This is a genomic window from Microbacterium sp. 10L49 (assembly GCF_056395125.1).
This window is the reverse complement of sequence record NZ_JBFTIW010000002.1, coordinates 406,850-427,267: the sequence shown is the minus strand read 5'-3', so window position 1 is coordinate 427,267 and position 20,418 is coordinate 406,850. Positions and strand designations below refer to the sequence as shown.

Annotated in this window: 21 protein-coding genes; 11 read left to right on the top strand and 10 right to left on the bottom strand. The window is 70.4% G+C overall.

Features of this window, described 5'->3' with window-relative positions:
- Positions 1-41: 41 nt before the first annotated feature.
- A complete protein-coding gene (locus tag AC1DCT_RS06510) occupies positions 42-863 on the top strand; it encodes a DUF1206 domain-containing protein (protein WP_477428105.1) in 822 nt (273 codons plus the stop codon).
- Between the two features lie 18 nt (positions 864-881).
- On the opposite strand, the gene AC1DCT_RS06505 is transcribed toward AC1DCT_RS06510, so the two are convergent.
- Positions 882-1,703, bottom strand: coding sequence for a class I SAM-dependent methyltransferase (locus tag AC1DCT_RS06505; RefSeq protein WP_477428103.1), 822 nt, complete (start codon positions 1,701-1,703; stop codon positions 882-884).
- A 40-nt stretch (positions 1,704-1,743) separates the two neighbouring features.
- Between AC1DCT_RS06505 and AC1DCT_RS06500 the strand changes: the two genes are divergently transcribed.
- Positions 1,744-2,247: a GNAT family N-acetyltransferase gene (locus AC1DCT_RS06500; RefSeq protein WP_477428101.1), complete on the top strand. Its 504-nt coding sequence runs from the start codon at positions 1,744-1,746 to the stop codon at positions 2,245-2,247.
- A gap of 12 nt (positions 2,248-2,259) precedes the next feature.
- Here the strand turns inward: AC1DCT_RS06500 and AC1DCT_RS06495 are convergent, their stop codons facing one another.
- Positions 2,260-3,222 (bottom strand): intradiol ring-cleavage dioxygenase, encoded by a 963-nt coding sequence (locus AC1DCT_RS06495; RefSeq protein ID WP_477428100.1) that lies wholly within the window; start codon positions 3,220-3,222, stop codon positions 2,260-2,262.
- Positions 3,223-3,368: 146 nt separating this feature from the next.
- Here AC1DCT_RS06495 and AC1DCT_RS06490 point away from each other — a divergent pair, with 146 nt between their 5' ends.
- On the top strand, positions 3,369-4,112 hold the full coding sequence (locus tag AC1DCT_RS06490; RefSeq protein ID WP_440733761.1) for a phosphoglyceromutase: 744 nt from the start codon (positions 3,369-3,371) through the stop codon (positions 4,110-4,112).
- 186 nt (positions 4,113-4,298) lie between these two features.
- Here the strand turns inward: AC1DCT_RS06490 and phoU are convergent, their stop codons facing one another.
- Positions 4,299-5,003: a phosphate signaling complex protein PhoU gene (phoU, locus tag AC1DCT_RS06485; protein ID WP_440733760.1), complete on the bottom strand. Its 705-nt coding sequence runs from the start codon at positions 5,001-5,003 to the stop codon at positions 4,299-4,301.
- Between the two features lie 228 nt (positions 5,004-5,231).
- On the opposite strand from phoU, the gene AC1DCT_RS06480 reads away from it, so the two are divergent.
- Positions 5,232-6,500: a sensor histidine kinase gene (locus tag AC1DCT_RS06480; protein WP_477428098.1), complete on the top strand. Its 1,269-nt coding sequence runs from the start codon at positions 5,232-5,234 to the stop codon at positions 6,498-6,500.
- The gene (locus tag AC1DCT_RS06475; protein ID WP_477428096.1) at positions 6,497-7,180 is read left to right on the top strand and encodes a response regulator; all 684 of its coding nucleotides are present in this window, start codon (positions 6,497-6,499) and stop codon (positions 7,178-7,180) included. Before AC1DCT_RS06480 ends, AC1DCT_RS06475 begins: the two co-directional genes overlap by 4 nt.
- Before the next feature lie 70 nt (positions 7,181-7,250).
- Here the strand turns inward: AC1DCT_RS06475 and AC1DCT_RS06470 are convergent, their stop codons facing one another.
- Positions 7,251-7,796, bottom strand: coding sequence for a DNA modification methylase (locus AC1DCT_RS06470; RefSeq protein ID WP_440733757.1), 546 nt, complete (start codon positions 7,794-7,796; stop codon positions 7,251-7,253).
- A 169-nt stretch (positions 7,797-7,965) separates the two neighbouring features.
- On the opposite strand from AC1DCT_RS06470, the gene AC1DCT_RS06465 reads away from it, so the two are divergent.
- Complete coding sequence (locus AC1DCT_RS06465) at positions 7,966-8,448, top strand: CarD family transcriptional regulator (protein WP_477428095.1); 483 nt, start codon at positions 7,966-7,968, stop codon at positions 8,446-8,448.
- A gap of 73 nt (positions 8,449-8,521) precedes the next feature.
- On the opposite strand, the gene AC1DCT_RS06460 is transcribed toward AC1DCT_RS06465, so the two are convergent.
- The 4 genes from AC1DCT_RS06460 to AC1DCT_RS06445 form a co-directional block, all read right to left on the bottom strand.
- Positions 8,522-9,340 (bottom strand): ABC transporter permease, encoded by an 819-nt coding sequence (locus AC1DCT_RS06460; RefSeq protein ID WP_477428093.1) that lies wholly within the window; start codon positions 9,338-9,340, stop codon positions 8,522-8,524.
- Positions 9,337-10,365, bottom strand: a complete 1,029-nt coding sequence (locus AC1DCT_RS06455; protein ID WP_477428091.1) for an ABC transporter ATP-binding protein — start codon at positions 10,363-10,365, stop codon at positions 9,337-9,339. Before AC1DCT_RS06455 ends, AC1DCT_RS06460 begins: the two co-directional genes overlap by 4 nt.
- 94 nt (positions 10,366-10,459) lie before the next feature.
- Positions 10,460-11,353 carry a permease prefix domain 1-containing protein gene (locus AC1DCT_RS06450; protein ID WP_441977649.1) on the bottom strand — a complete coding sequence of 298 codons (894 nt, stop codon included), beginning with the start codon at positions 11,351-11,353 and terminating at the stop codon, positions 10,460-10,462.
- Between the two features lie 4 nt (positions 11,354-11,357).
- Positions 11,358-11,699: a PadR family transcriptional regulator gene (locus AC1DCT_RS06445; RefSeq protein WP_045273464.1), complete on the bottom strand. Its 342-nt coding sequence runs from the start codon at positions 11,697-11,699 to the stop codon at positions 11,358-11,360.
- Between the two features lie 99 nt (positions 11,700-11,798).
- Here AC1DCT_RS06445 and ispD point away from each other — a divergent pair, with 99 nt between their 5' ends.
- The 5 genes from ispD (at position 11,799) to AC1DCT_RS06420 (ending at position 17,547) form a co-directional block, all read left to right on the top strand.
- Positions 11,799-13,103: a 2-C-methyl-D-erythritol 4-phosphate cytidylyltransferase gene (ispD, locus tag AC1DCT_RS06440; protein ID WP_477428089.1), complete on the top strand. Its 1,305-nt coding sequence runs from the start codon at positions 11,799-11,801 to the stop codon at positions 13,101-13,103.
- A gap of 111 nt (positions 13,104-13,214) precedes the next feature.
- Positions 13,215-14,192 (top strand): zinc-binding dehydrogenase, encoded by a 978-nt coding sequence (locus AC1DCT_RS06435; protein WP_477428087.1) that lies wholly within the window; start codon positions 13,215-13,217, stop codon positions 14,190-14,192.
- A gap of 101 nt (positions 14,193-14,293) precedes the next feature.
- Positions 14,294-15,706, top strand: coding sequence for a cysteine--tRNA ligase (cysS, locus tag AC1DCT_RS06430; RefSeq protein WP_477428085.1), 1,413 nt, complete (start codon positions 14,294-14,296; stop codon positions 15,704-15,706).
- The gene (gene rlmB / locus AC1DCT_RS06425; RefSeq protein WP_440733750.1) at positions 15,699-16,724 is read left to right on the top strand and encodes a 23S rRNA (guanosine(2251)-2'-O)-methyltransferase RlmB; all 1,026 of its coding nucleotides are present in this window, start codon (positions 15,699-15,701) and stop codon (positions 16,722-16,724) included. Before cysS ends, rlmB begins: the two co-directional genes overlap by 8 nt.
- 181 nt (positions 16,725-16,905) lie before the next feature.
- Positions 16,906-17,547 (top strand): NAD(P)-dependent oxidoreductase, encoded by a 642-nt coding sequence (locus AC1DCT_RS06420; protein ID WP_440733749.1) that lies wholly within the window; start codon positions 16,906-16,908, stop codon positions 17,545-17,547.
- A gap of 119 nt (positions 17,548-17,666) precedes the next feature.
- On the opposite strand, the gene AC1DCT_RS06415 is transcribed toward AC1DCT_RS06420, so the two are convergent.
- A complete protein-coding gene (locus AC1DCT_RS06415; protein ID WP_441977644.1) occupies positions 17,667-18,971 on the bottom strand; it encodes a DUF4032 domain-containing protein in 1,305 nt (434 codons plus the stop codon).
- An 81-nt stretch (positions 18,972-19,052) separates the two neighbouring features.
- Positions 19,053-20,156 (bottom strand): ABC transporter ATP-binding protein, encoded by a 1,104-nt coding sequence (locus tag AC1DCT_RS06410; protein WP_440733747.1) that lies wholly within the window; start codon positions 20,154-20,156, stop codon positions 19,053-19,055.
- Between the last annotated feature and the right edge of the window lie 262 nt (positions 20,157-20,418).

Below are 20,418 nucleotides of genomic sequence, written 5' to 3'. Positions count from 1 at the left end.
ACCCTCTGTCGCCGCGGGATCACGTGACCTACTCTGCGGGAATGGGCACGGGTGAGGACGCGTCCGACCGGGCGAGGGACGCGGCGCGGATGACGCAGGGTTCGTCGGCGCTCCGGCGGGTCGCCCGGATCGGATTCGTGGTGCTCGGCGTCCTGCACATCCTGATCGGCGCGGCCGCGATCTCCATCGGGGTCGGCGGCGGCGGGAAGGCCGACCAGGGCGGGGCGATGGAGCAGTTGCGGCACAGCGCGATCGGCGGCCTGGTGCTCGTCGTCGTGGCCACGGCCCTCGCCGCACTCGCCGTGTGGCGGATCGCGGACGCGATGCTCGCGAGCGCCGCGGAGGACGCGACGAAGTGGGGACGGCGGCTCAAGAATCTCGGCATCGCGGCGGTCTACCTCGTGCTCGCAGGGATCGCGGTCGTGTACGCGGCCGGCGGGCGCGCGGATCCCTCCCAGAGCTCGCAGACGCTGAGCGCCCGGATCCTCTCGGCTCCCGGCGGCGAGATCCTGCTCGTGGTGATCGGTCTCACGGTCATCGCGGTCGGCGGCGGGTTCGTGGTGAGCGCCATCACCCGCTCGTTCACGAAGGAGCTGCGCATGCCACCCGGAACGAGAAGGGCGGGGATCGAGCTGTTCGGCGTGGTCGGCTACCTTGCGAAGGGCGTCGCCGTGGCGTTGACGGGGGTGCTGTTCGTGATCGCGTCGGTCACGGAGGATCCGCACAAGGCGGCAGGGCTCGACGCCGCGCTGCGCGGGATCACCGCTCTGCCTTGCGGCCCCGCGCTGCTCTGCGCCGTGGGGGCGGGTCTGGTCGCGTACGGGGTCTTCTGCATCGCACGCGCGCGATACGAGCGGATGTGAGTTCGCGGCGGGCGCGGCTCAGCTCGGAGCGACCGCGTTCCACGGCACGGTGAGCTCACCGAGGCGCCAGCGGGCTCGCGTGCCGAGGACCGGGTATCCCGCGGCGCGGAGGGCGGACACCGCGGCGAGGAAGCGCTGAGTCGCCCCGAACGTGGACAAGGGTGCCGCACGTTCCCACTCGCGGTCCAGGTCCGTGAGCAGGGTGTGTATCCGCTCGCCCGGTACGTTGTGGTGGATGAGCGCCTTGGGCAGGCGCTCGGCGACGATCGACGGTCGTTCCAGATCCGCGAGCCGGAGCGACAGCGTGAAGCGCTGCGGGATGCCGTCCTGATCCACGTCGATGAAGCTCGCGATGCGGCCGATCTCGTCGCAGGTGCCCTCCACGAGCAGCCCTCCCGGTGCAAGGCGCGACGCCATCCGCGCCCAGGCGTCGGGCACGTCGGCCTCGTCGTACTGCCGCAGCACGTTCATGGCGCGGATCACCGCGGGCCTGCGCCCCGACGGCAGCGGCACCTCGAACCCGCCCCGTGCGAACGACACCGGCAGGTCGGCGGCGAAGTGACCCGCACCGTGGCGGAGCTCAGCGAGCTGGCCCTGCGCCGTCGCCACGCGCTCGGGGTCCAGTTCGAGCCCGATCACCTCGGCGTCCGGGCGCACTCGGAGGAGGCGCGCGGCGAGCTCGAACGCGGTGACGCCACTGGCGCCGAACCCCAGATCGACGACGAGCGGATCCGCTGCCCGGCGGAACGCGAGTGACGCGGCGATCCAGCGGTCGTTGCGCCGCAGCCGGTTGGTGCCGGTGGTGCCCCGGGTGGGCCTGCCGAGCGGAGAGGACGCCATGAGACCATCCTGCCCGGTCCCGTCGCCTAGGCTTGTCGCTGTGGTGACGATCGAGGTCGGGTTCCCCGGGACGGCGGAGGCGGACGGCATCGTGCGCACCTATCTGATCGACGTGGTCTCGCGTTATCACGGCAGGCCCGCCACGGACGGCGAACGCGACACGGCCCTGGCCGACGAGCCGTACGACGACCTCCAGGGCGATACCGGGATCCTGCTTCTGGCCCGGGACGGGGATGCCGTCGTCGCCTGCGCCGGGGCGCGCTTCGTGGAGGGCGACCTCGAGCTCACCAAGGTCTTCACGATGCCGGCCGCGCGGGGGCAGGGGATCGGACGCCGGCTGATCCTGGCGCTCGAGGAGGTCGCTCGTGATCAGGGCGCTCGCGCACTGCGGCTGGACACCCGTTCCGATCTCGTGGAGGCGTGCGCGATGTACGAGGGTCTCGGCTTCCGCTCGGTGGAGGCGTTCGACTCCGGGCCGTACGCCGACCGCTGGTACCGGAAAGACCTGAACCCGACGGTCCACACGCTGCCGACCGAGCGGTAGCCTCAGCGCCGGTCAGCGCGGCCCGCCGCCCATCGAGCCGCTGGTCGGAGCCGTGCGGGTGTCGACGCGTACCGTGAGCGTCGCGGTGTAGCCCTTCGCGCTGTCGCCGGTCATCGCCGCGATCTGCAGGGCGCCGCCGTCGTCGCCGAACACGTTGTCCGCGGAGAGCGACGTCCGCGCGAGGTTCGCCGTCGACCCGTCGTAGCCTGCCGTCGCGTACACCGCCTCGCACGCCGACTGCGGCAGCGCGATCTGCGAGGTGGCGATGGCGTTCGCGGAGTCCGTGACGTCGGCGGCGCTCGGATACACCTCGAAATGGATGTGCGGCCATCGCCCCGAGTAGCAGCCGGGGAAGACCGACGTGAACGACACCCGTCCGTCCGCGTCGGCGACCTGCACCCCGCGCAGGTAGGTCTCGTCCTCGATGCCCGACGAGTACATCGAGTATCCGCCGGAGGCGTCGCAGTGCCAGGCATAGACGGCGACTCCCGCGAACGGCGCGTCGCCGGATGCCTCGTCGAGGACGTTCAGGGAGAACGTCAAGGGCACGCCGGTTGCGGTGGTGCCGCTGCCGATCGAGGAGCGGATGTCCTGGCGCACGATGCCCGACTCGGCCAGGGCGTCCGGGCCGTTGGAACCATCGCCGGGATACGGCCCCGCTGTCTCGTCGGGGATCTCCGCGGCGGGCACCGCGGTGGTCGCCGACGTCGCGGAAGGGCTCGGCGTGCTGGTGACGGTGGGCATCGCCGTCGCGGCGGCAGTGCTCGCGGCGTTCGAAGCCATCGGTGCGCACGCGGCGAGCACCGCGCCGCCCGCACCCAGCCCGACGAGGCTCAGAACGACACGGCGAGACATCAGGGTGCGGATGTCGAACGGCGCCCCCTGATCGACGACCTCCTCGTCGGGGCGGTCGAGCAGACGGCCCTCATACGCGGGACCGTGCGGAGTGCGGGTCGGGTCGGGGAAGGTGCTCATGTCCGGATCCTCTCGTGGCTGACAGGAGGATTCTCTCGAGCCCGTCGAACCACGACCTTTGCGGCTGCTATGCGTCGAATAAGCGATCTCCGTCATGCGGAGACCCGACTTCGGAGCGGCACGGCGCACGCCGTTAGGCTGAGAACATGACGCGCACCCTCATCCTGCTCCGCCATGGCCAGAGCGAATGGAACGAACTCAATCTGTTCACCGGCTGGGTGGACGTCCGCTTGACCGAGCAGGGCAAGAACGAGGCCCGCCGGGGCGGAGAGCTGCTGGCGGAGTCGGGGATCCTGCCTGACGTGCTGCACACCTCGCTGCTCAGCCGCGCGATCCAGACCGCGAACATCGCGCTCGACGCCGCGGACCGGCTGTGGATCCCGGTGACCCGCTCATGGCGGCTCAACGAGCGCCACTACGGCGCGCTGCAGGGCAAGGACAAGGCGCAGACGCTCGAGGAGTTCGGTCCCGAGCAGTTCCAGCTGTGGCGCCGCTCCTTCGACGTGCCGCCGCCCCCGCTCGATGACGCGAGCGAGTACAGCCAGGTGAACGACCCTCGCTACGCGGGCATCGACGGCGACGTTCCGCGCACGGAGTCGCTCAAGCTCGTCATCGACCGGCTGCTGCCCTATTGGGAGTCGGCCATCGTGCCCGACCTCGAGGCCGGCAAGACCGTGCTCGTCACGGCGCACGGCAACTCGCTGCGCGGCCTCGTGAAGCACCTCGAGGGCATCGGCGACGCCGACATCGCCGAGCTCAACATCCCCACCGGCATCCCGCTCGTCTACGAGCTCGACGAGAACAACGTGCCCACGGGCCCGGGCCGGTACCTGGACCCCGAGGCGGCGGCCGCCGGCGCTGCCGCCGTAGCGAACCAGGGCAAGAAGTAACCCCGGACGGACAGCGATCCCGCTCCGAACCGGACATCCGACCGACTCGGGGCGGGATCCGTCGTTTCGGGGCATGTGCTCCCGGATCCGGGAATCGCAGTGCGCCCCGAACAAGCGGTGGACCCCGAAACGAGAAGATCCGCCCCGAGCCGGAACGGCAGGGGCGGATCTTCTCGTGCAGGAGAGTCAGGCGTGGCCGGATCCGGCCTCGGCCTGCGCCTCGACGGCGAGGGCGATGTCCTCCTCATCGACGGCCCAGTCGCCCGTGGCAAGGTAGACGACCTTCTTCGCGACGGCGACCGCGTGGTCGGCGAACCGCTCGTGGTAACGGCTGGCCAGGGTGGCATCGACCGTCGCGCCCGCCTCGCCCTTCCAGTTGTCGCTGAGCACCTTCTCGAAGACGCTGGCGTGCAGCTCGTCCACGTCGTCGTCGGCGTTGCGGATCGCGTCGGCGAAGCGCAGATCCTGCGTGCGCAGCAGCTCGGAGAGGGTGCGGGCGATCTCGACGTCCAGCTCGCCCATGCGGGTGAAGGTGCCCTTCAGGCCCTTCGGGATGGCCCGCTCGGGGAACCGCAGTCGCGCCAGCTGGGCGATGTGCTCGGACATGTCGCCCATGCGCTCGAGGGATGCGCTCACGCGCAGCGCGGTCACGACGATGCGCAGGTCGCGGGCGACGGGCTGCTGGCGTGCGAGGATCTCGATGGCCTGCTCGTCGAGCGCGACGGCGAGCTCGTCGATGCGGGCATCGTCGGCGATGACCTCTTCGGCCAGGGCGACGTCGCTGGTCGCGAACGAGCGGGTGGCCTTCTCGATCGACACGGCCACGAGGTCGGCGATCTCGACGAGCTGCGACTGCAGATGCTCGAGGGACTGGTGGAAGACTTCGCGCATGGCTGCGCACCTTTCGTTCTGTGACCCGGGGCACCGGATGGTCTGAGTCGCACGGCGGCCCGCAGAACGGGCACGGGACGGTGCGTGTCACGGTCGTGACACGCACGTGGCGATTCTCTTCGGCGAAGGTTAACGGCTGGTGCCGTGCTCGTGAACACTAGCGCGTGAGGGCGTGCGGAGGGCGTTCACCCGCCGTTCAGGAGGGTGAACGCCCTCTACGCTGGGGGCATGGACAGCACTCTGCTCGCGCTGCTCGCCCTCGGGCTGGGGGTCGCGATCGGCGCGGGCATCGCGGCGATGATCGTGGCAGCGATGCGGGCGAGGACCGCGGCCGAGCAGCAGGCGTCCACCGAACTTCCGGACGGCCTCACCGATGTGCTGGCGGCCATGGACGACGCCGCCTGCGCCGTCGACCCGTCCGGCCTCGTCACGGCCGCGAGCACGGCGGCTGCGCGCTTCGGCATCGAGGTCGGCGCCACGCTGGAGAACCCTGAGCTGCGCCAGCTCGTGCGAGCGGTGCGTGAGGGTGGATCCGAGACCGCGACGATGCGCCTTGCGCGCGGCGGGCGCCAGTTGGACCCGCGCCTCGTCGCTGCGAGGGCCAAGCGCATCGGGCCGCGGCTGAACCTGCTCATCATCCGCGACATCACCGAGCAGGAGCGCCTGGAGCAGATGCGCACCGACTTCGTGGCCAACACCAGCCATGAGCTGAAGACTCCGGTGGGCGCGGTGAGCCTGCTGGCCGAGGCGATCGAGTCGGCCGCCGACGACCCCGCTCAGGTGCGGGCGTTCGCGACCAGGATCCAGGCCGAGGCTGCGCGTCTCGGTCAGCTCACCGGACGCATCATGAGCCTTTCCCGGCTGCAGTCCTCGGACGGATTCGGCACGTTCGGCGCCGTCGCGATCGACGAGGTCGTCGCGACGAGCGTGGAAGGGCACGCTGTGCAGGCGGCCTCGGCAGGGGTGGAGCTGAGCAGAGGCGGCGACCGGGGCGCCTGGGTGCAGGGCGACGCGCAGATCCTCATCGAGGCGGTCGGCAACCTCATCGCGAATGCGATCGTGTACTCACCGCGAGGATCCCGTGTGGGCGTCGGGGTGCGCATCGACGACGGCGTGGTCGAGATCTCGGTCTCGGACCAGGGCATCGGCATCGACGAGGCCGACCGCGAGCGCATCTTCGAGCGGTTCTATCGCGCCGACGAGGCCCGCTCGCGTCGCACCGGCGGCACCGGGCTCGGGTTGTCGATCGTGAAGCACGCCACCCAGCGTCACGGCGGCGAGGTGCGGCTGTGGTCGCGTCCGGGCCGCGGGTCCACGTTCACCATGCGCCTGCCGCAGATCGCCGGCCCCGATGTCGATGAGGACATGGCCCCGCGCAAGAGCAAGAAGCCGAAGAAGGACAAGAAGAAGCGCCAGGAGCGCAAGGCCTCGCGCCTCGCCCCGTCGCCTGCGAACCCCGCGGAAACGACCCGCGCCGATACCGGAGAACTCGTATGACCCGCATCCTCCTCGTCGAAGACGAGCCCGATCTCGCCGACCCGCTCGCATACCTGCTGCGCCGGGAGGGGTACGAGGTCGAGATCGCCGAGGACGGACCCACCGCCCTCGCCCTGTTCCGCGAGGGCGGCGCGGACATCGTGCTGCTCGATCTGATGCTGCCCGGCATGCCCGGCACCGAGGTGTGCCGTCAGATCCGCACCGCCTCCGCGGTGCCGATCATCATGCTGACCGCGAAGGACTCCGAAGTGGACATCGTCGTGGGCCTCGAGCTCGGAGCGGACGACTACATCACCAAGCCGTACTCGTCGCGCGAACTGCTCGCTCGTATGCGCGCCGTGCTGCGACGGGTCGTGCAGGCCGAGGAGGACATCGACGAGCGCATCCTCGAGGGCGGCCGCGTCACCGTCGACATCGATCGGCACACCGTCGCGGTCGATGGCGAGGTCATCAACATGCCGCTCAAGGAGTTCGAGCTGCTCGAGGTGCTCATGCGCAACTCCGGACGCGTGCTCACCCGCGGCCAGTTGATCGACCGGGTCTGGGGCAGTGACTACTTCGGCGACACCAAGACCCTCGATGTGCACATCAAGCGGATCCGTTCGCGCATCGAGCAGAACCCCTCCGAGCCGGTGATGCTCGTCACCGTGCGCGGGCTCGGGTACCGCTTCGAGGGCTGAACGCCTTCCGCACACGCGAAGAGCCCCCGGAACCTTCAGGTTCCGGGGGCTCTCTGCGAGTGCTGCGGGCTCAGCCGACCGGGGTCTCGCTGGGCGTCGGCGTCACCTCTACGGCTGGCGCGACCGGCGTCGAGGTCGGGCTCGGCTGCGCGGTCGGGACCAGCGGCGCGTAGTAGGGGAGCGTTCCGTCGAGCACGGGGATCGCGTACTTGACGCCCTCGGCGTCGCCGGACTGGAAGTAGACCTCGATGGTCTCCCCGGCCTTGGTGTCGAGGTCCTCGAAGGTCATCGGCTTGGCGTCATCGCCACCGAGGCTGACCGCCTTCTGACCGGCGATGCGGACGCTCTGGCTCGGGCCGTCGCCGATGGAGATGTGGATCGTCTGCGCATCGGAGCTGGTGTTGACCAGGCCGGCGACGAGGTTGCCCAGAGTGCCGGCCTCGTCCACGACGACGAAGGCGTTGCGGACCTCGATCGGACCCTTCTTGGGAACGTTCGCGCCGTCGGAGGCCGAGTAGTCGATGGTGGTCGCCTGCGGAGTGATCCCGGCGCACCCGGTGGCGCCGACGATCACGAGGGCGCTGAGGGCGATGGACGCAGCAAGGCGCGATTTCACGGGTCCTCCAGAAAATTCACGTGATGATCCAGCACCATTCTAGGGGCACGGGTCCGCGCCGCACGGCCCGCCTCACGGGCGCGGGGGACAGGTCTGCCGGTGTAGGGGGCGCGAACCTTAGCGCATTCCCGCTGTGGTATCCTGGAGGTTGCCGAAAGGACACGACTTTATGCTTTTTGAGGTTGGTGAGACCGTGGTCTATCCGCACCACGGCGCCGCGACGATCATCGAGGTCAAGGACCGTGTGATCAAGGGGGAGACCAAGAAGTACCTGAAGCTGAACGTCACGCAGGGAGACCTCATCATCGAGGTGCCTGCGGAGAACGTCGACTTGGTCGGCGTGCGCGACGTGATCGGCCAAGAGGGGCTCGACCGGGTGTTCGAGGTGCTGCGCGCTCCGTTCACCGAGGAGCCGACCAACTGGTCGCGCCGTTACAAGGCGAACCTCGAGAAACTCGCCTCGGGCGATGTGATCAAGGTCAGCGAGGTCGTCCGCGACCTGTGGCGCCGCGACCAGGACCGCGGGCTCTCCGCGGGTGAGAAGCGCATGCTGGCCAAGGCCCGTCAGATCCTCACCTCCGAGCTCGCGCTCGCGGAGAAGACCGACGAGGACAAGGCCGGGGCGATGCTCGACGAGGTCCTCGCCTCCTGAGTTCTGCTCTCGAAAGGGCGGATGCCGATGGCATCCGCCCTTTCGTCGTGTCTGCGGCGGGGATCGAGGCCGGTCAGATCGAGCGCTGGTAGCTGCGGATCGCGCGCAGCGCCCAGGTGAACGCGAGCGCCGCCAGCAGGGCGAGGCCCGCGGCCTGCCACCACCCCTCGGCGGGGTAGGCGCCGGTGAGGCCGCCACGGCCGAGCTCGACGGCCCAGGTCATCGGGTTCCACCGCGACACATTCTGCACCCACTCCGGCATGGCAGCGGCGGGCATCATCGTCGTCGACAGGAACGTCGCGGGCAGCACGATCAACTGGGACAGGCTGATGAGTGCGATCTGGCTGCGGGCGGTGAGCGCGACCGCCGTCGATGCGCAGCAGAAGATCGTCGCGAGCAGCGTGGCGATGCCCAGCGCCACGAGCATGCCTCCGGCGCCGCCGGGATAGCGTGCCCCGCCGAGCCAGCCGATCCCGAGGACCACGAGCGACTGCAGGACGTTGATCACCAGCTGCTGCAGGAGCTGCCCCGCGATGATCGACGAGCGCCGCAGGGGTGAGGTGAGGTACTGGTCCATCACTCCCGATTCGATGTCGTCGATGTAGCCCGTGCCGGCCCAGGCGCCCGAATACAGCACGGTCATCATCAGGATCCCGGGGACCAGGTAGTCGATGTAGCCGTGGCCTCCGAACTGCGGAAGCGCGCCCAGCGTGCGGAACACCTGCCCGAACAGCAGGATCCAGATCACGGGCTGGATGAGGCTCATCACGGGGCCCCAAGCTTGGCGGATCGAGACGATCGACCAGCGCCGCAGCACCTGTCCGGTCTGGGTGAACCAGCCGGCGGGGCGCGTCGTCGTGGCGGGGACAGGGGAGAGGGCGATCGCGCTCATGCTGCGACTTCTTCCGTGGGGGCGGACGCCGGGGCGTCGCCGAAGGTGTGGCCGACGAAGTGCAGGTACACGTCGTCGAGGGTGGGGTGGGACGCCGCGACCTGGCCGTAGCGGATTCCCGCGCCGTCGAGCGCCGCGATGACCGCGCCGACCGCAGAACCGGCGTCATCGGTGCGGGCGACGAGCAGGCCGTCGACCCCGGCCGCTTCGACGAGCACGTCGCGCAGCCCCGGCAGGGAGGAGACCGCGGCGCGCACGGCGACCGGATCGGGTTCGATGAGCGTCACCCGGACGGCGTCGCCGTGCAGCGCGGCCTTGAGCTGGTCGGGTGTGCCCTGGGCGACGGCACGCCCGCGGTTGACCAGCAGCAGCTCGTCGGCGAGTCGGTCGGCCTCCTCCATGTAGTGCGTGGTGAGCACCACGGTGAGCGCCTCCTCTCCGGCCAGGCGCCGGATCTCGGCCCACATGGCGGCTCTGGCTTCGGGGTCCAGGCCCGTGGTGGGCTCGTCGAGGAAGAGCACCTGCGGACGGTGCACCAAAGCGGCGGCGACGTCGAGGCGCCGCCGCATACCGCCCGAGAACGTCCGCACCGGCCGGCGGGTCGCGTCGGCGAGCCCGAACTCGGTCAGCAGCCGGGCGGCGCGGGCCTTGGCATCGGAGCCGCCGAGGCCGCGCATGCGCCCGGCGATCTCGAGATTCTCGGTCGCGGTGAGGTTCGGATCCGTTCCGGTGCCCTGCGAGACGTAGCCGATCGCCGCGCGCACGTCGCCGGCGGCGTCGGTCACGTCATGCCCGGCCACGCGAGCTCGGCCCGCCGTCGGGCGGGACAGAGTGGTGAGGATCTTGGTGGTGGTGGACTTGCCGGCTCCGTTCGGGCCGAGCAGTCCGAACACGCGTCCGGCAGGGACGGCGAAGCTCAGGCCGTCCAGGGCGCGGACAGCGGGGCGGCGGCCGCGGCCGCGGTACTCCTTGACGAGGTCTTCGGCGACGATGGCGTCGCCGTCGAGGCGCTGGTGTGCGGGCATGACGAACATCCCTTCCGTTCTGAGGGTTCTCTGCGTTGTGAGGGAAGGCGGATCCGGACTCAGCGAGGCGAAGAGCCAGGACCGGCCGGACCGGTCAGCGGCGGTCGCCGCTGCGCGGTGCGTAGAGCATGCGTGCCAGGAGCAGCATCATCGCGGCGAGGCCGCCGACGAACGCCACCGGCGCCCACCACCAGCCGACGGTGAAGACGAGCACGACGATCACGGCGAGGGTCAGGAACCAGATCGCCGCCGTGTAGATCCCGAAGCGGGCGGCGGACTCCGGATCCGTCTCGAAGCGGTTCGGCGGCATCTGCGTCATGGCGCTGCGGGTCCAGGCCTTGTGCCGATTCGTCTGCGTCGCGCCGAGGTAGGAGAACAGCGCGAGAGCGCCGACCAGGAGCACCGCCGCGAGGATCACGAGCCAGAGCTGATCCAGCGCCAGCGCGAAGGCGCCGCCGAGTCCGAGTGCGAGCAGGGTGCCGCCGGTCGCGAGGCCGAACCCCACGGCACGGGCGGCGGGCAGCGGGTGATTGGTCGTGGTCTCCTGCAGCAGTGCGTCCGCCGTGACGATGCCGAGCGCGACCGCGACGACCGCGCCGAGTCCGGCGACGGCCAGCGGCGCGGACGGCGGCACGAGCAGCACCACGAGGAGGATTCCGACGAGGGCTGCGGTCGCGACGAGGCTCAGCAGCACCGTGCGCACCACGAAGCCGGGCTTCGGTCGCACCCGGTTGCGCGCGGTGAGCGCCTCCCAGCCCGGCGCGTGCGTGCTGCCCGCGGCCGGCTCATCCTCGAGCAGGGCTCGCACGTCGCCGAGCTCGGCGATCGCGCTCTGCGCGGCTTCGGCGGGTGAGGCGCCTGCGGCGATCCGCTCGTCGACCTGTGCGGCGAGGTTCGCGCGGATCTCCTCCTTCAGGTCCTGTGCGGCCGGCGTCATCTCGATCCCGGCGAAGGCCTCGTCCAGGAGGCGGTGGATGTCGGTGTTCATGTGCTCAGTCCTTCGCGTCCAGAAGCGTGTCGATCACGCGGCGGGTGGCGACCCAGGCCGCGACGTTGCGCCGGTACACCGCGCGGCCCGCGTCGGTGATCCGGTAGTACTTGCGACGGCCACCCTGCGTCTCGTCGCCCCAGTACGACTCGACCAGGCCGTCCTTCTCCAGACGGCGGTAGGTCGCGTACAGGGTGGCCTCCTTGATCTCGTGGTCCCCTCCGGTGGCGTCCCGGATGGTCTTGTAGATCTCGAAGCCGTAGCGATCGCCGCCGCGCAGCATGCCGAGCACGATCGTGTCGGTGTGCCCGCGCAGGAGGTCCGCGGAGAAGGCGTCATCGTTCATGTCAAGTACTGTATCAGATCAAGTACTCGTTCACGCAAGGATTTCTTGCGAGAGGATCCGGACGCGGGAGAGTGGAGGATCCGGCGCTAACGTGAGAGCGTGAACGACCTGCCCCCGCCTTCGTCCCTCGCGCACACCGCGGTGATCGTCGTGGCGGCCGGATCCGGTACGCGCCTCGCCGCCGGAGCACCCAAGGCGTTCGTGCCGCTCTGCGGTCGCGCGATTCTCGAGCATGCGCTCGACGGCGTCTTCGCCGCGGCCCCGGCACAGGTGATCCTCGTCGTCCCGGCTGGACTCGAGTCCGACGCGCGCACCATCCTCGAGGCCGCGCAGACGACGTTCACTGGTCGCGAAATGCCGCCATCCGAGGTTCGAAGCGACAATCCGCGACCAGCGAGCGACGAGGGGGCGCCGGTGGTGGCGGTGATCGTCGGAGGCGAGACCCGGCAGCGCTCCGTGGCGGCCGGACTCGCGGTGCTCGCCGGCGGCATCGACACGGTGCTCGTGCACGACGCAGCTCGCGCGCTGACTCCACCCGCGCAGTTCGCGGCGGTGTCCGCAGCGGTGCGCCCGGGCGTGGGCGTGATCCCCGCGCTGCCCGTCGTCGACACCCTCAAGCGCGTGCACGGGGAGGAGGTCGTCGCCCCGGTCGACCGATCAGAGCTCGCCGCCGCGCAGACGCCGCAGGGCTTCCCCCGCACCGAGCTCGTCGCCGCCTACGGGCACGCCGAAGCTCAGGGCATCGAGTACACCGACGACGCCGCGCTCTTCGCGGCCGCCGGGGGAGCGGTGCGACACGTCCTCGGCTCCGAGGAGGCCTTCAAGATCACCACTCCGCACGACCTGGAGCGCGCCCGTATGATCCTCTCCGCCGCCTCGACCCCGGTGCGTCGAGAGTCTCCGCGACCGGCCGCCGCCCCCGTCATCCCGCGCATCGGCGTCGGCACCGACGTGCACGCCTTCGCCTCAGGCGGCACCCTGCGGCTCGCTGGCCTGGACTGGCCCGGGGAGCCCGCACTCGAGGGGCACTCGGACGGCGACGCCGTCGCGCACGCGATCGTGGATGCGCTGCTGGGCGCGGCGGGGCTCGGCGACATCGGGCAGCACTTCGGCACCGCGCATCCGGAGTACGCGGGCGCGCACGGCGACGTCTTCCTCGCCCGCACCGCGGAGATCCTCGCGGAGGGCGGATTCGCGATCGGCAACGTCTCCGTGCAGTTCCAGGGCAATCGCCCGCGGTTCAGTGCGCGCCGCGCTGAGGCCGAGCGCGTGCTGTCCGAGGCCCTCGGCGGCGCTCCCGTCGCCGTCTCCGCGACCACGACCGACGGGCTCGGCTTCCCCGGCCGGGGCGAGGGGATCGCCGTCACGGCTGTGGCTCTCGTGCATCCGATCGCGCTGGGCTGAATCCATAACGCAGGGTCCTGCGGATTCGGATCCGATTCCTCGCGCACGTGCCTACGCTGGAGGACGCGGCCACCCGCCGCATCCAGCAGACGTCGTAGAGAGGTCACCGCCATGCGCGCACTCGTCCACTCCTCCTTCGGGGATCCCGCCGAAGTCCTGTCCGTCCAGGACGTCCCGCTGCCGGAGCCCGGTCCGGGGCAGGTGCGGCTGCGCGTGCTGCTCGCCGCCGTGCACAACCACGACCTGCTCACGGTGCGCGGCCTCTACGGGTACAAGCCCGAGCTGCCGGCCGGATCCGGCACCGAGGCGGTCGGTGTGGTCGATGCGGTCGGCGAAGGCGTCGATGACGCGCTGGTCGGGCGTCGCGTCACCGTCGGCGGCGCGTTCGGCGCCTGGGCCGAGTACGTGCTCGCCTCCGCTGGCGGGCTCATCCCGGTGCCCGACGACATCCCCGACGAACAGGCCGCCCAGCTCGGATCCATGCCGTTCAGCGCCATCAGCGTGCTGGACTCGCTCGGGCTGGCCGCGGGCGACTGGATGATCCAGAACGCGGCGAACGGCGCCGTCGGCCGTATGGTCGCCCAGCTCGCCGCCGCTCGCGGCGTGCACGTGGTCAGCCTGGTCCGTCGTGCGGACGGCATCGCGGAGCTCGCCGCGCAGGGGGTCGGCAACGTCGTCGCGACCGATGCCGAGGACTGGCAGGACCAGGTGCGCGCCCTCAGCGGCGGTGCGCCGATCCGCGCCGGCATCGACTCGGTCGGTGGCGACGCGAGTGGCCAGGTCGCCGCGATGCTCGGCGAAGGCGGCCTGCTCGTGGTGTTCGGCGCGATGGCATCGCCGACCATGCGGATCTCCTCGGGCGACGTGATCTTCAAGCAGCTGACCGTGCGCGGCTTCTGGGGCTCGAAGGTCGCGGCTGCGATGCCCGCGGACCAGCGTGGAGCCCTCTTCGGCGAGCTGCTGCAGCGCATCCGCGAGGGCGTGCTCACCCTCCCGGTCGAGGCCGTGCTGCCGTTCGAGCGGATCGCGGAGGCGTCGGAGGGCAACCTGCGCGCGGGGCGCGAGGGCAAGATCCTGCTGCAGCCCTGACCACGTCCTGTTTCGAGGAGCGATGTCCGCCCTGCCGGATCCGATTCCGGCGCCGACATCGCTCCCCGAAACTGTCAGGACCGCCCCGGTAGGCTTGAGCGGTGACGATCCGCCTCTATGACACGCGCGCGCAGGAACTGCGCGAGTTCGTTCCGCTCGATGACTCGAACGTGACGATGTACGTGTGCGGACCCACCGTGCAGTCCGGCCCGCACATCGGGCATGTGCGCGCGGCGCTGAGCTTCGACCTGCTGCGGCGCTGGCTGCAGCTGCGCTACGGGCGGGTCACCTTCGTCCGCAACGTCACGGACATCGACGACAAGGTGCTCGCGAATGCGACCGACGCCGAGGCGTGGTGGGGCCTGGCGTACCGGATGGAGCAGGAGTTCTCGGCCGCGTACGCCGCCGTCGGCATCCTGCCGCCGACCTACGAGCCGCGGGCGACGGCGTCGATCCCGCAGATGCAGGAGCTCATCGAGCGCCTCGTCGAGCGCGGTCACGCCTACCCGGCGGCCGACGGGTCCGGCGACGTCTACTTCGACGTGCGCAGCTGGCCCGCCTACGGCGAGCTCACCCACCAGTCCGTGGACGCGATGGAGGCCGCGGAGGATGCGGATCCGCGTGGCAAGCGCAACCCGCAGGACTTCGCCCTGTGGAAGGGCGCGAAGCCGGACGAACCCGCCGACGCCACCTGGGCCTCGCCCTGGGGCGCCGGGCGTCCCGGCTGGCACATCGAGTGCTCCGCGATGGCGCGGCGCTACCTCGGTGCCGAGTTCGACATCCACGGCGGCGGTCTCGACCTGCGCTTCCCGCACCACGAGAACGAACTGGCGCAGTCGACCGCGGCCGGTGACGCGTTCGCCCGATACTGGGTGCACAACGGCCTCGTGACCGTCGACGGGCAGAAGATGTCCAAGTCGATCGGCAACTTCACGCTTGCCGCCGACGTGCTCGCGCAGCACGATCCGCTCGTGGTGCGCTATGCGCTGGCCGCCGCGCACTACCGCTCCAGCCTGGACCTCTCCGAGTCGTCGTGGCGCGAGGCGGAGGCGGCGCTGGGCCGGATCCGGACGTTCCAGGAGCGCGTTATCCGAGCGTACGGTCCGCGAATCGGGTGGGCCGACCGCGCTGTGCCACAGGCCTTCGCTGCCGCCATGGACGACGATCTCGGCGTGCCGCAGGCGCTCGCCGCGCTCCACGAGACGGTACGCGTGGGCAACGCTGCGCTGGACCGCTCCGACCGTGATGCCGCGATCGATGCCTTCGCGGACGTCCAGGCCATGGCCGGGATCCTCGGCATCGATCCCTTCGCGCCCGAGTGGGCATCCGCCGGATCCGACACGAAGACCACCACCGCGCTGGATGCGCTCGTGCAGGCGATGATCGCCCAGCGTGCGCAGGCCCGCGCCGACAAGGACTGGCCCGCCGCCGACCGCATCCGCGATGCGATCGGTGCGGCGGGCATCACCCTGGAGGACACTCCAGACGGAACTCATTGGAGTATCGATGGCTAAGCCGAGCAGGCCCGGAGCGGGCAACAGCAAGAAGAAGGGCGCCACCAAGGGCACCGGCGGCCTCGGCCGCAAGGCGCTCGAGGGCCGCGGGAACACCCCGAAGGCCGAGGACCGCGCCTGGCACGTCGCCGGAAAGCGCAAGGCGGCCCAGGAGCGCTATGCGGCCGCAGGCGGCAAGGGCCGTCCCGGCGCGCGATCGGGCGCGGGCCAGAAGCCGCAGAGCGGATCCAATCCGAACCGCCGCGTGTCCTCGTCGTCGGCCTCGAACGACACCGAGACCGTCACCGGGCGCAACTCGGTGCTCGAGGCGCTGCGCACGAAGATCCCCGCCACCACGATGTACATCGCGCAGCGCGTGGAGATGGATGACCGCATCAAGGAGATGCTCGCGATCGCACGGCACCGTGAGATCCCCGTGCTCGAGGTCACCCGTCAGGAGCTGGATCGCATGGCCGGCTTCGACGGCGTGCACCAGGGCGTCGCCCTCAAGGTGCCGCCGTACGAGTACGCGCACCCGCAGGATCTGCTGGAAGAGGTCATCGACCGCGGCCAGACCCCGCTGTTCGTGGCGCTCGACGGGATCACCGATCCCCGCAACCTCGGCGCGATCATCCGCTCCACCGCCGCCTTCGGCGGACACGGCGTGATCCTTCCGCAGCGTCGCTCGGCGAGCGTGAACTCCGCGGCGTGGAAGACCAGCGCCGGGGCGGCGGCCCGCATCCCGGTCGCCCTCGCTGCGAACCTCACCAGCATGCTCAAGGAGTTCAAGAAGCAGGGCGTCTTCGTGCTCGGCCTCGACGGCGGCGGCGACGTGTCGCTGCCCGCGATCGAGCTCGCGGACCGTCCCGTCGTCATCGTGGTCGGATCCGAGGGCAAGGGGCTTTCGCGCCTCGTCACCGAGACCTGCGACCAGATCGTGTCGATTCCGATCTCCGCGGCGACTGAGTCGCTCAACGCCGGCATCGCGGCCTCTGTCGCGCTGTACCAGGTCTCGACGGTCCGCGCCGCCAAGGGCTGAGGTTCATGCGGAGCACGGCGCCCTGGCGCTCGGTGCTCCGCATGACCGACCGCGCATGCCGTTGACCGGAGGTGCACATCCGTGCAGGATCCGGCTGAGGCGGAATAGACGACGGCCGTGGGTCCTTTCACCTGCCGTACCCGGTGCAGAAACAGCCGGGATCGGAACGGAAGGAACGCGCATGGCTCGCATCGTCGTCATCGGAGGGACCGGCTACGCCGGCCGCCACATCGTCCAGGAAGCCGCGTCGCGCGGGCACGAGGTCGTGTCGATCTCGCGCTCCGAGCCGTCCGCTCCCGTCGACGGTGTCACCAACGTGCAGGGTTCGGTGACCGACCTCGATGCGCTCGGCGACGTGTTCGAGAACGCCGATGTGGTCGTGTCCGCGCTGTCCCCGCGCGGCGACATGGAGCAGGCGGTCATTCCGGCACTGACCAACCTGGTCGACAAGCTCAGCGGCACGGGCACGCGGGTGAGCGTCGTCGGCGGCGCCGGCGGCAGCCTTTCGGCGCCGGGCGGTCCGCGTCTGATCGACCTCGACTTCCCCGAGGAGTACAAGCACGAGGCGCAGGTCGGCATCGATTCCCTCGCCGTGCTGCAGAACGCCGACGCGTCGCTGGACTGGTTCTTCGTGCACCCGGCCGAGGTGTTCGGGCCGTGGGCCGAGGGCGAGCGCACCGGCTCCTACCGGGACGGCGGCGACGTGGTCGTGCGCGACGCCGATGGCAACTCGACCATCTCCGGCGCCGATTTCGCGATCGCGGTCGTCGACGAGATCGAGAACGGCAAGCACCGCCGCGAGCGTTTCACCGTCGGCTACTGACGGCATCGTCCCCCGGGCGACCGCACCTGACCGCGAGACTTCAGTGGAGTAACGAGACTGCACGCCAGCGCTGCAGTCTCGTTACTCGGATGGAGCCTCGCGGCCAGTGCCGCGCCGTCTCAGACCAGATCGCGCCAGTCGATGTCGCCGGTGTCGTCCGAGACCGGGACGGATCCGGTGATCACCGGCAGTGACATGGTCTCGGTGGGCGGCCCCATGATCGTGGCCTCGTCCCGCCGGTGCCGCAGCACGTCGTTGATGTACGAGGTGAGCACCTCGGCCAGCGGCACCGACCGGCCCTGCGCCTGCGACATGTACCAGCGGTGCTCGAGCACCTGGTGGAACACCTCGGCCGGTTCCAGCTTGGCGCGCAGGTCGTAGGGGATCGCGCGCACCACCGGTTCGAACACCCGGGTGAGCCACTCGTGCGCGTACATCTCCTCGTCCGCCCACTGCTTGGTGGAGCGGGCCCGGAACTCGTCCAGGTCGTTCAGCAGTCGCCGGGCCTGGTTCTCCTCGACGTCCAGGCCGGTGAGGCGGATGAGGCGGCGCTGATGATGGCCGGCATCGACGACCTTGGGCTCGATCTCGACCCTGGTGCCGTCGGCGGTGGTCTGGATCGACATCTCGCCGATGTCGAAGCCGAGCGCGTTCAGCTTCTCCACGCGCTCCGTGATCCGCCAGGCCTCGCCCGCAGCGAAGGACTCGTGTGCGGTGAGCGCGGCCCACAGGGCGCGGTAGGACGACACGATGCCGTCCGCGATCGCGACCGCGTCCACGCCGCGCTCGAGCCTCCCGCCTGCGGCGAGGTCCAGGATCTCCCCGGCGATGTTGGTGCGGGCCAGATCCAGGTCGTACGCGCGCTGACCGTCGGTCAGGCCCTCCTCGTGCAGCTCGCCGGTCTCGGCGTCCACGAGGTAGGCGGCGAACGCCCCGGCGTCACGGCGGAACAGCGCGTTCGACAGCGACACGTCGCCCCAGTAGAAGCCGACGTTGTGCAGCCGCACCAGCAGTAGCGCGAGTGCGTCGACCAGGCGGGTCGCGGTGTCCGGCCGCAGCACGCGCGTGAACAGCGCCCGGTACGGCATCGAGAAGCGCAGGTGCGAGGTCACCAGCGCCGCCGGCAGGTGCTCGCCCTTGCCGTCGGTGCGGCCGGCGATGACGGCGACGCGGGACACGCAGGGCACATCGAGGCGGGCGAGGTTGCCCAGCATGTCGTACTCGCGGCGCGCCATCTGCTCCGTGGTCTCCTTCACGGCGACGACGGATCCGGACAGATCCGCGAAGCGCACCAGGTGCCGGGACAGGCCCTTGGGCAGCGACACGATCACGTCGGACGGCCACTTCGACAGCGGCTGCGACCAGGGCAGCGACAGCAGACCCGGATCCACGGCACTCGCCGTGATGGTCAGAGCGTCCTTCAACGGTGCTCCTCGGGGGATCGACAGGGAAGACGACGACGCGGCGCGGGGGAGATCCCCCGCGCCGCGTCGATCAGACGGTGATCAGGAGGCGACGATCGGCTTGTCGTTCAAGCGGGCGCCGGACTCGACGTCGAAGGCGTGCACGTGACCGGGGTTCGCGGCGAGGGTGACCGTCTCGCCGGCGTTCGGGTGGTTGCGGCCATCGACGCGGGCGACCAGGTCGGCGCGCTTGCCGTTGATCTCGGTGTGGCCGTACAAGTAACCGTCAGCGCCGAGCTCTTCGACGAGGTCCACCACGACCGACAGGCCCTTGCCGTCGGCGGGGCCGACCGTGATGTCCTCGGGGCGTACGCCGACCGTGACCTGCGAGCCGTTCGCGCGTCCGACCGTGTCGCGGTCCAGCGGGACGACCTCGGTGCCGAAGCGGACGCCGCCCTCGGCCAGGTCGGCCGCGAACAGGTTCATCGCCGGAGAGCCGATGAAGCCGGCGACGAACAGGTTGTTCGGCTTCTCGTACAGGTCACGCGGCGTGCCTACCTGCTGCAGCAGACCGTCCTTGAGCACCGCGATGCGGTCGCCCATGGTCAGGGCCTCGGTCTGGTCGTGCGTGACGTAGACCGTGGTGACGCCCAGGCGGCGCTGCAGGGACGCGATCTGGGTGCGGGTCTGCACACGCAGCTTCGCGTCGAGGTTCGACAGCGGCTCGTCCATGAGGAACACCTGCGGCTGACGCACGATCGCGCGGCCCATGGCGACACGCTGACGCTGACCACCCGAGAGGGCCTTCGGCTTGCGGGTCAGGTACGGCTCGAGGTCGAGGAGCTTGGCGGCCTCGAGGACGCGCTGGGCGCGCTCCTCCTTGCCGACGCCGGCGATCTTGAGCGCGAAGCCCATGTTCTCGGCCACGGTCATGTGCGGGTACAGCGCGTAGTTCTGGAACACCATCGCGATGTCGCGGTCCTTCGGCGGGACGTCGGTCACGTCGCGGTCGCCGATCAGGATCCGGCCGGCGTTGACCTCTTCGAGGCCCGCGAGCATGCGGAGCGAGGTGGACTTGCCGCAGCCGGAGGGGCCGACCAGAACCAGGAACTCGCCATCGGCGATCTCGATGTTCAGCTTGTCGACCGCGGGGCGGGTGCCGCCGGGGTACAGACGGGTGGCCTCATCAAAGGTCACAGTTGCCATTGTCTTCTCCTTCACCGGCAGGTACGTGCCGGACGATCCGTAGTGAAAAAGCGACGAGGATGAACCCGCCGTGGCCCGCCATCGGGCCGGGATCAGTATGACATGAGAGCTCCGGCGAGGTCCAGCATCGTCGGTGAAGCGCTTTCCGGGGCAGATCTCGCAGGGTCCGGCCAGGGGCCGTCTGGTCATTTCTCAGCCTGCCTGGCTAGCATCGAACCCGTGCCGCGCCGCGCCCGTCGGCAGCAGGCCACAGGGACGCCAG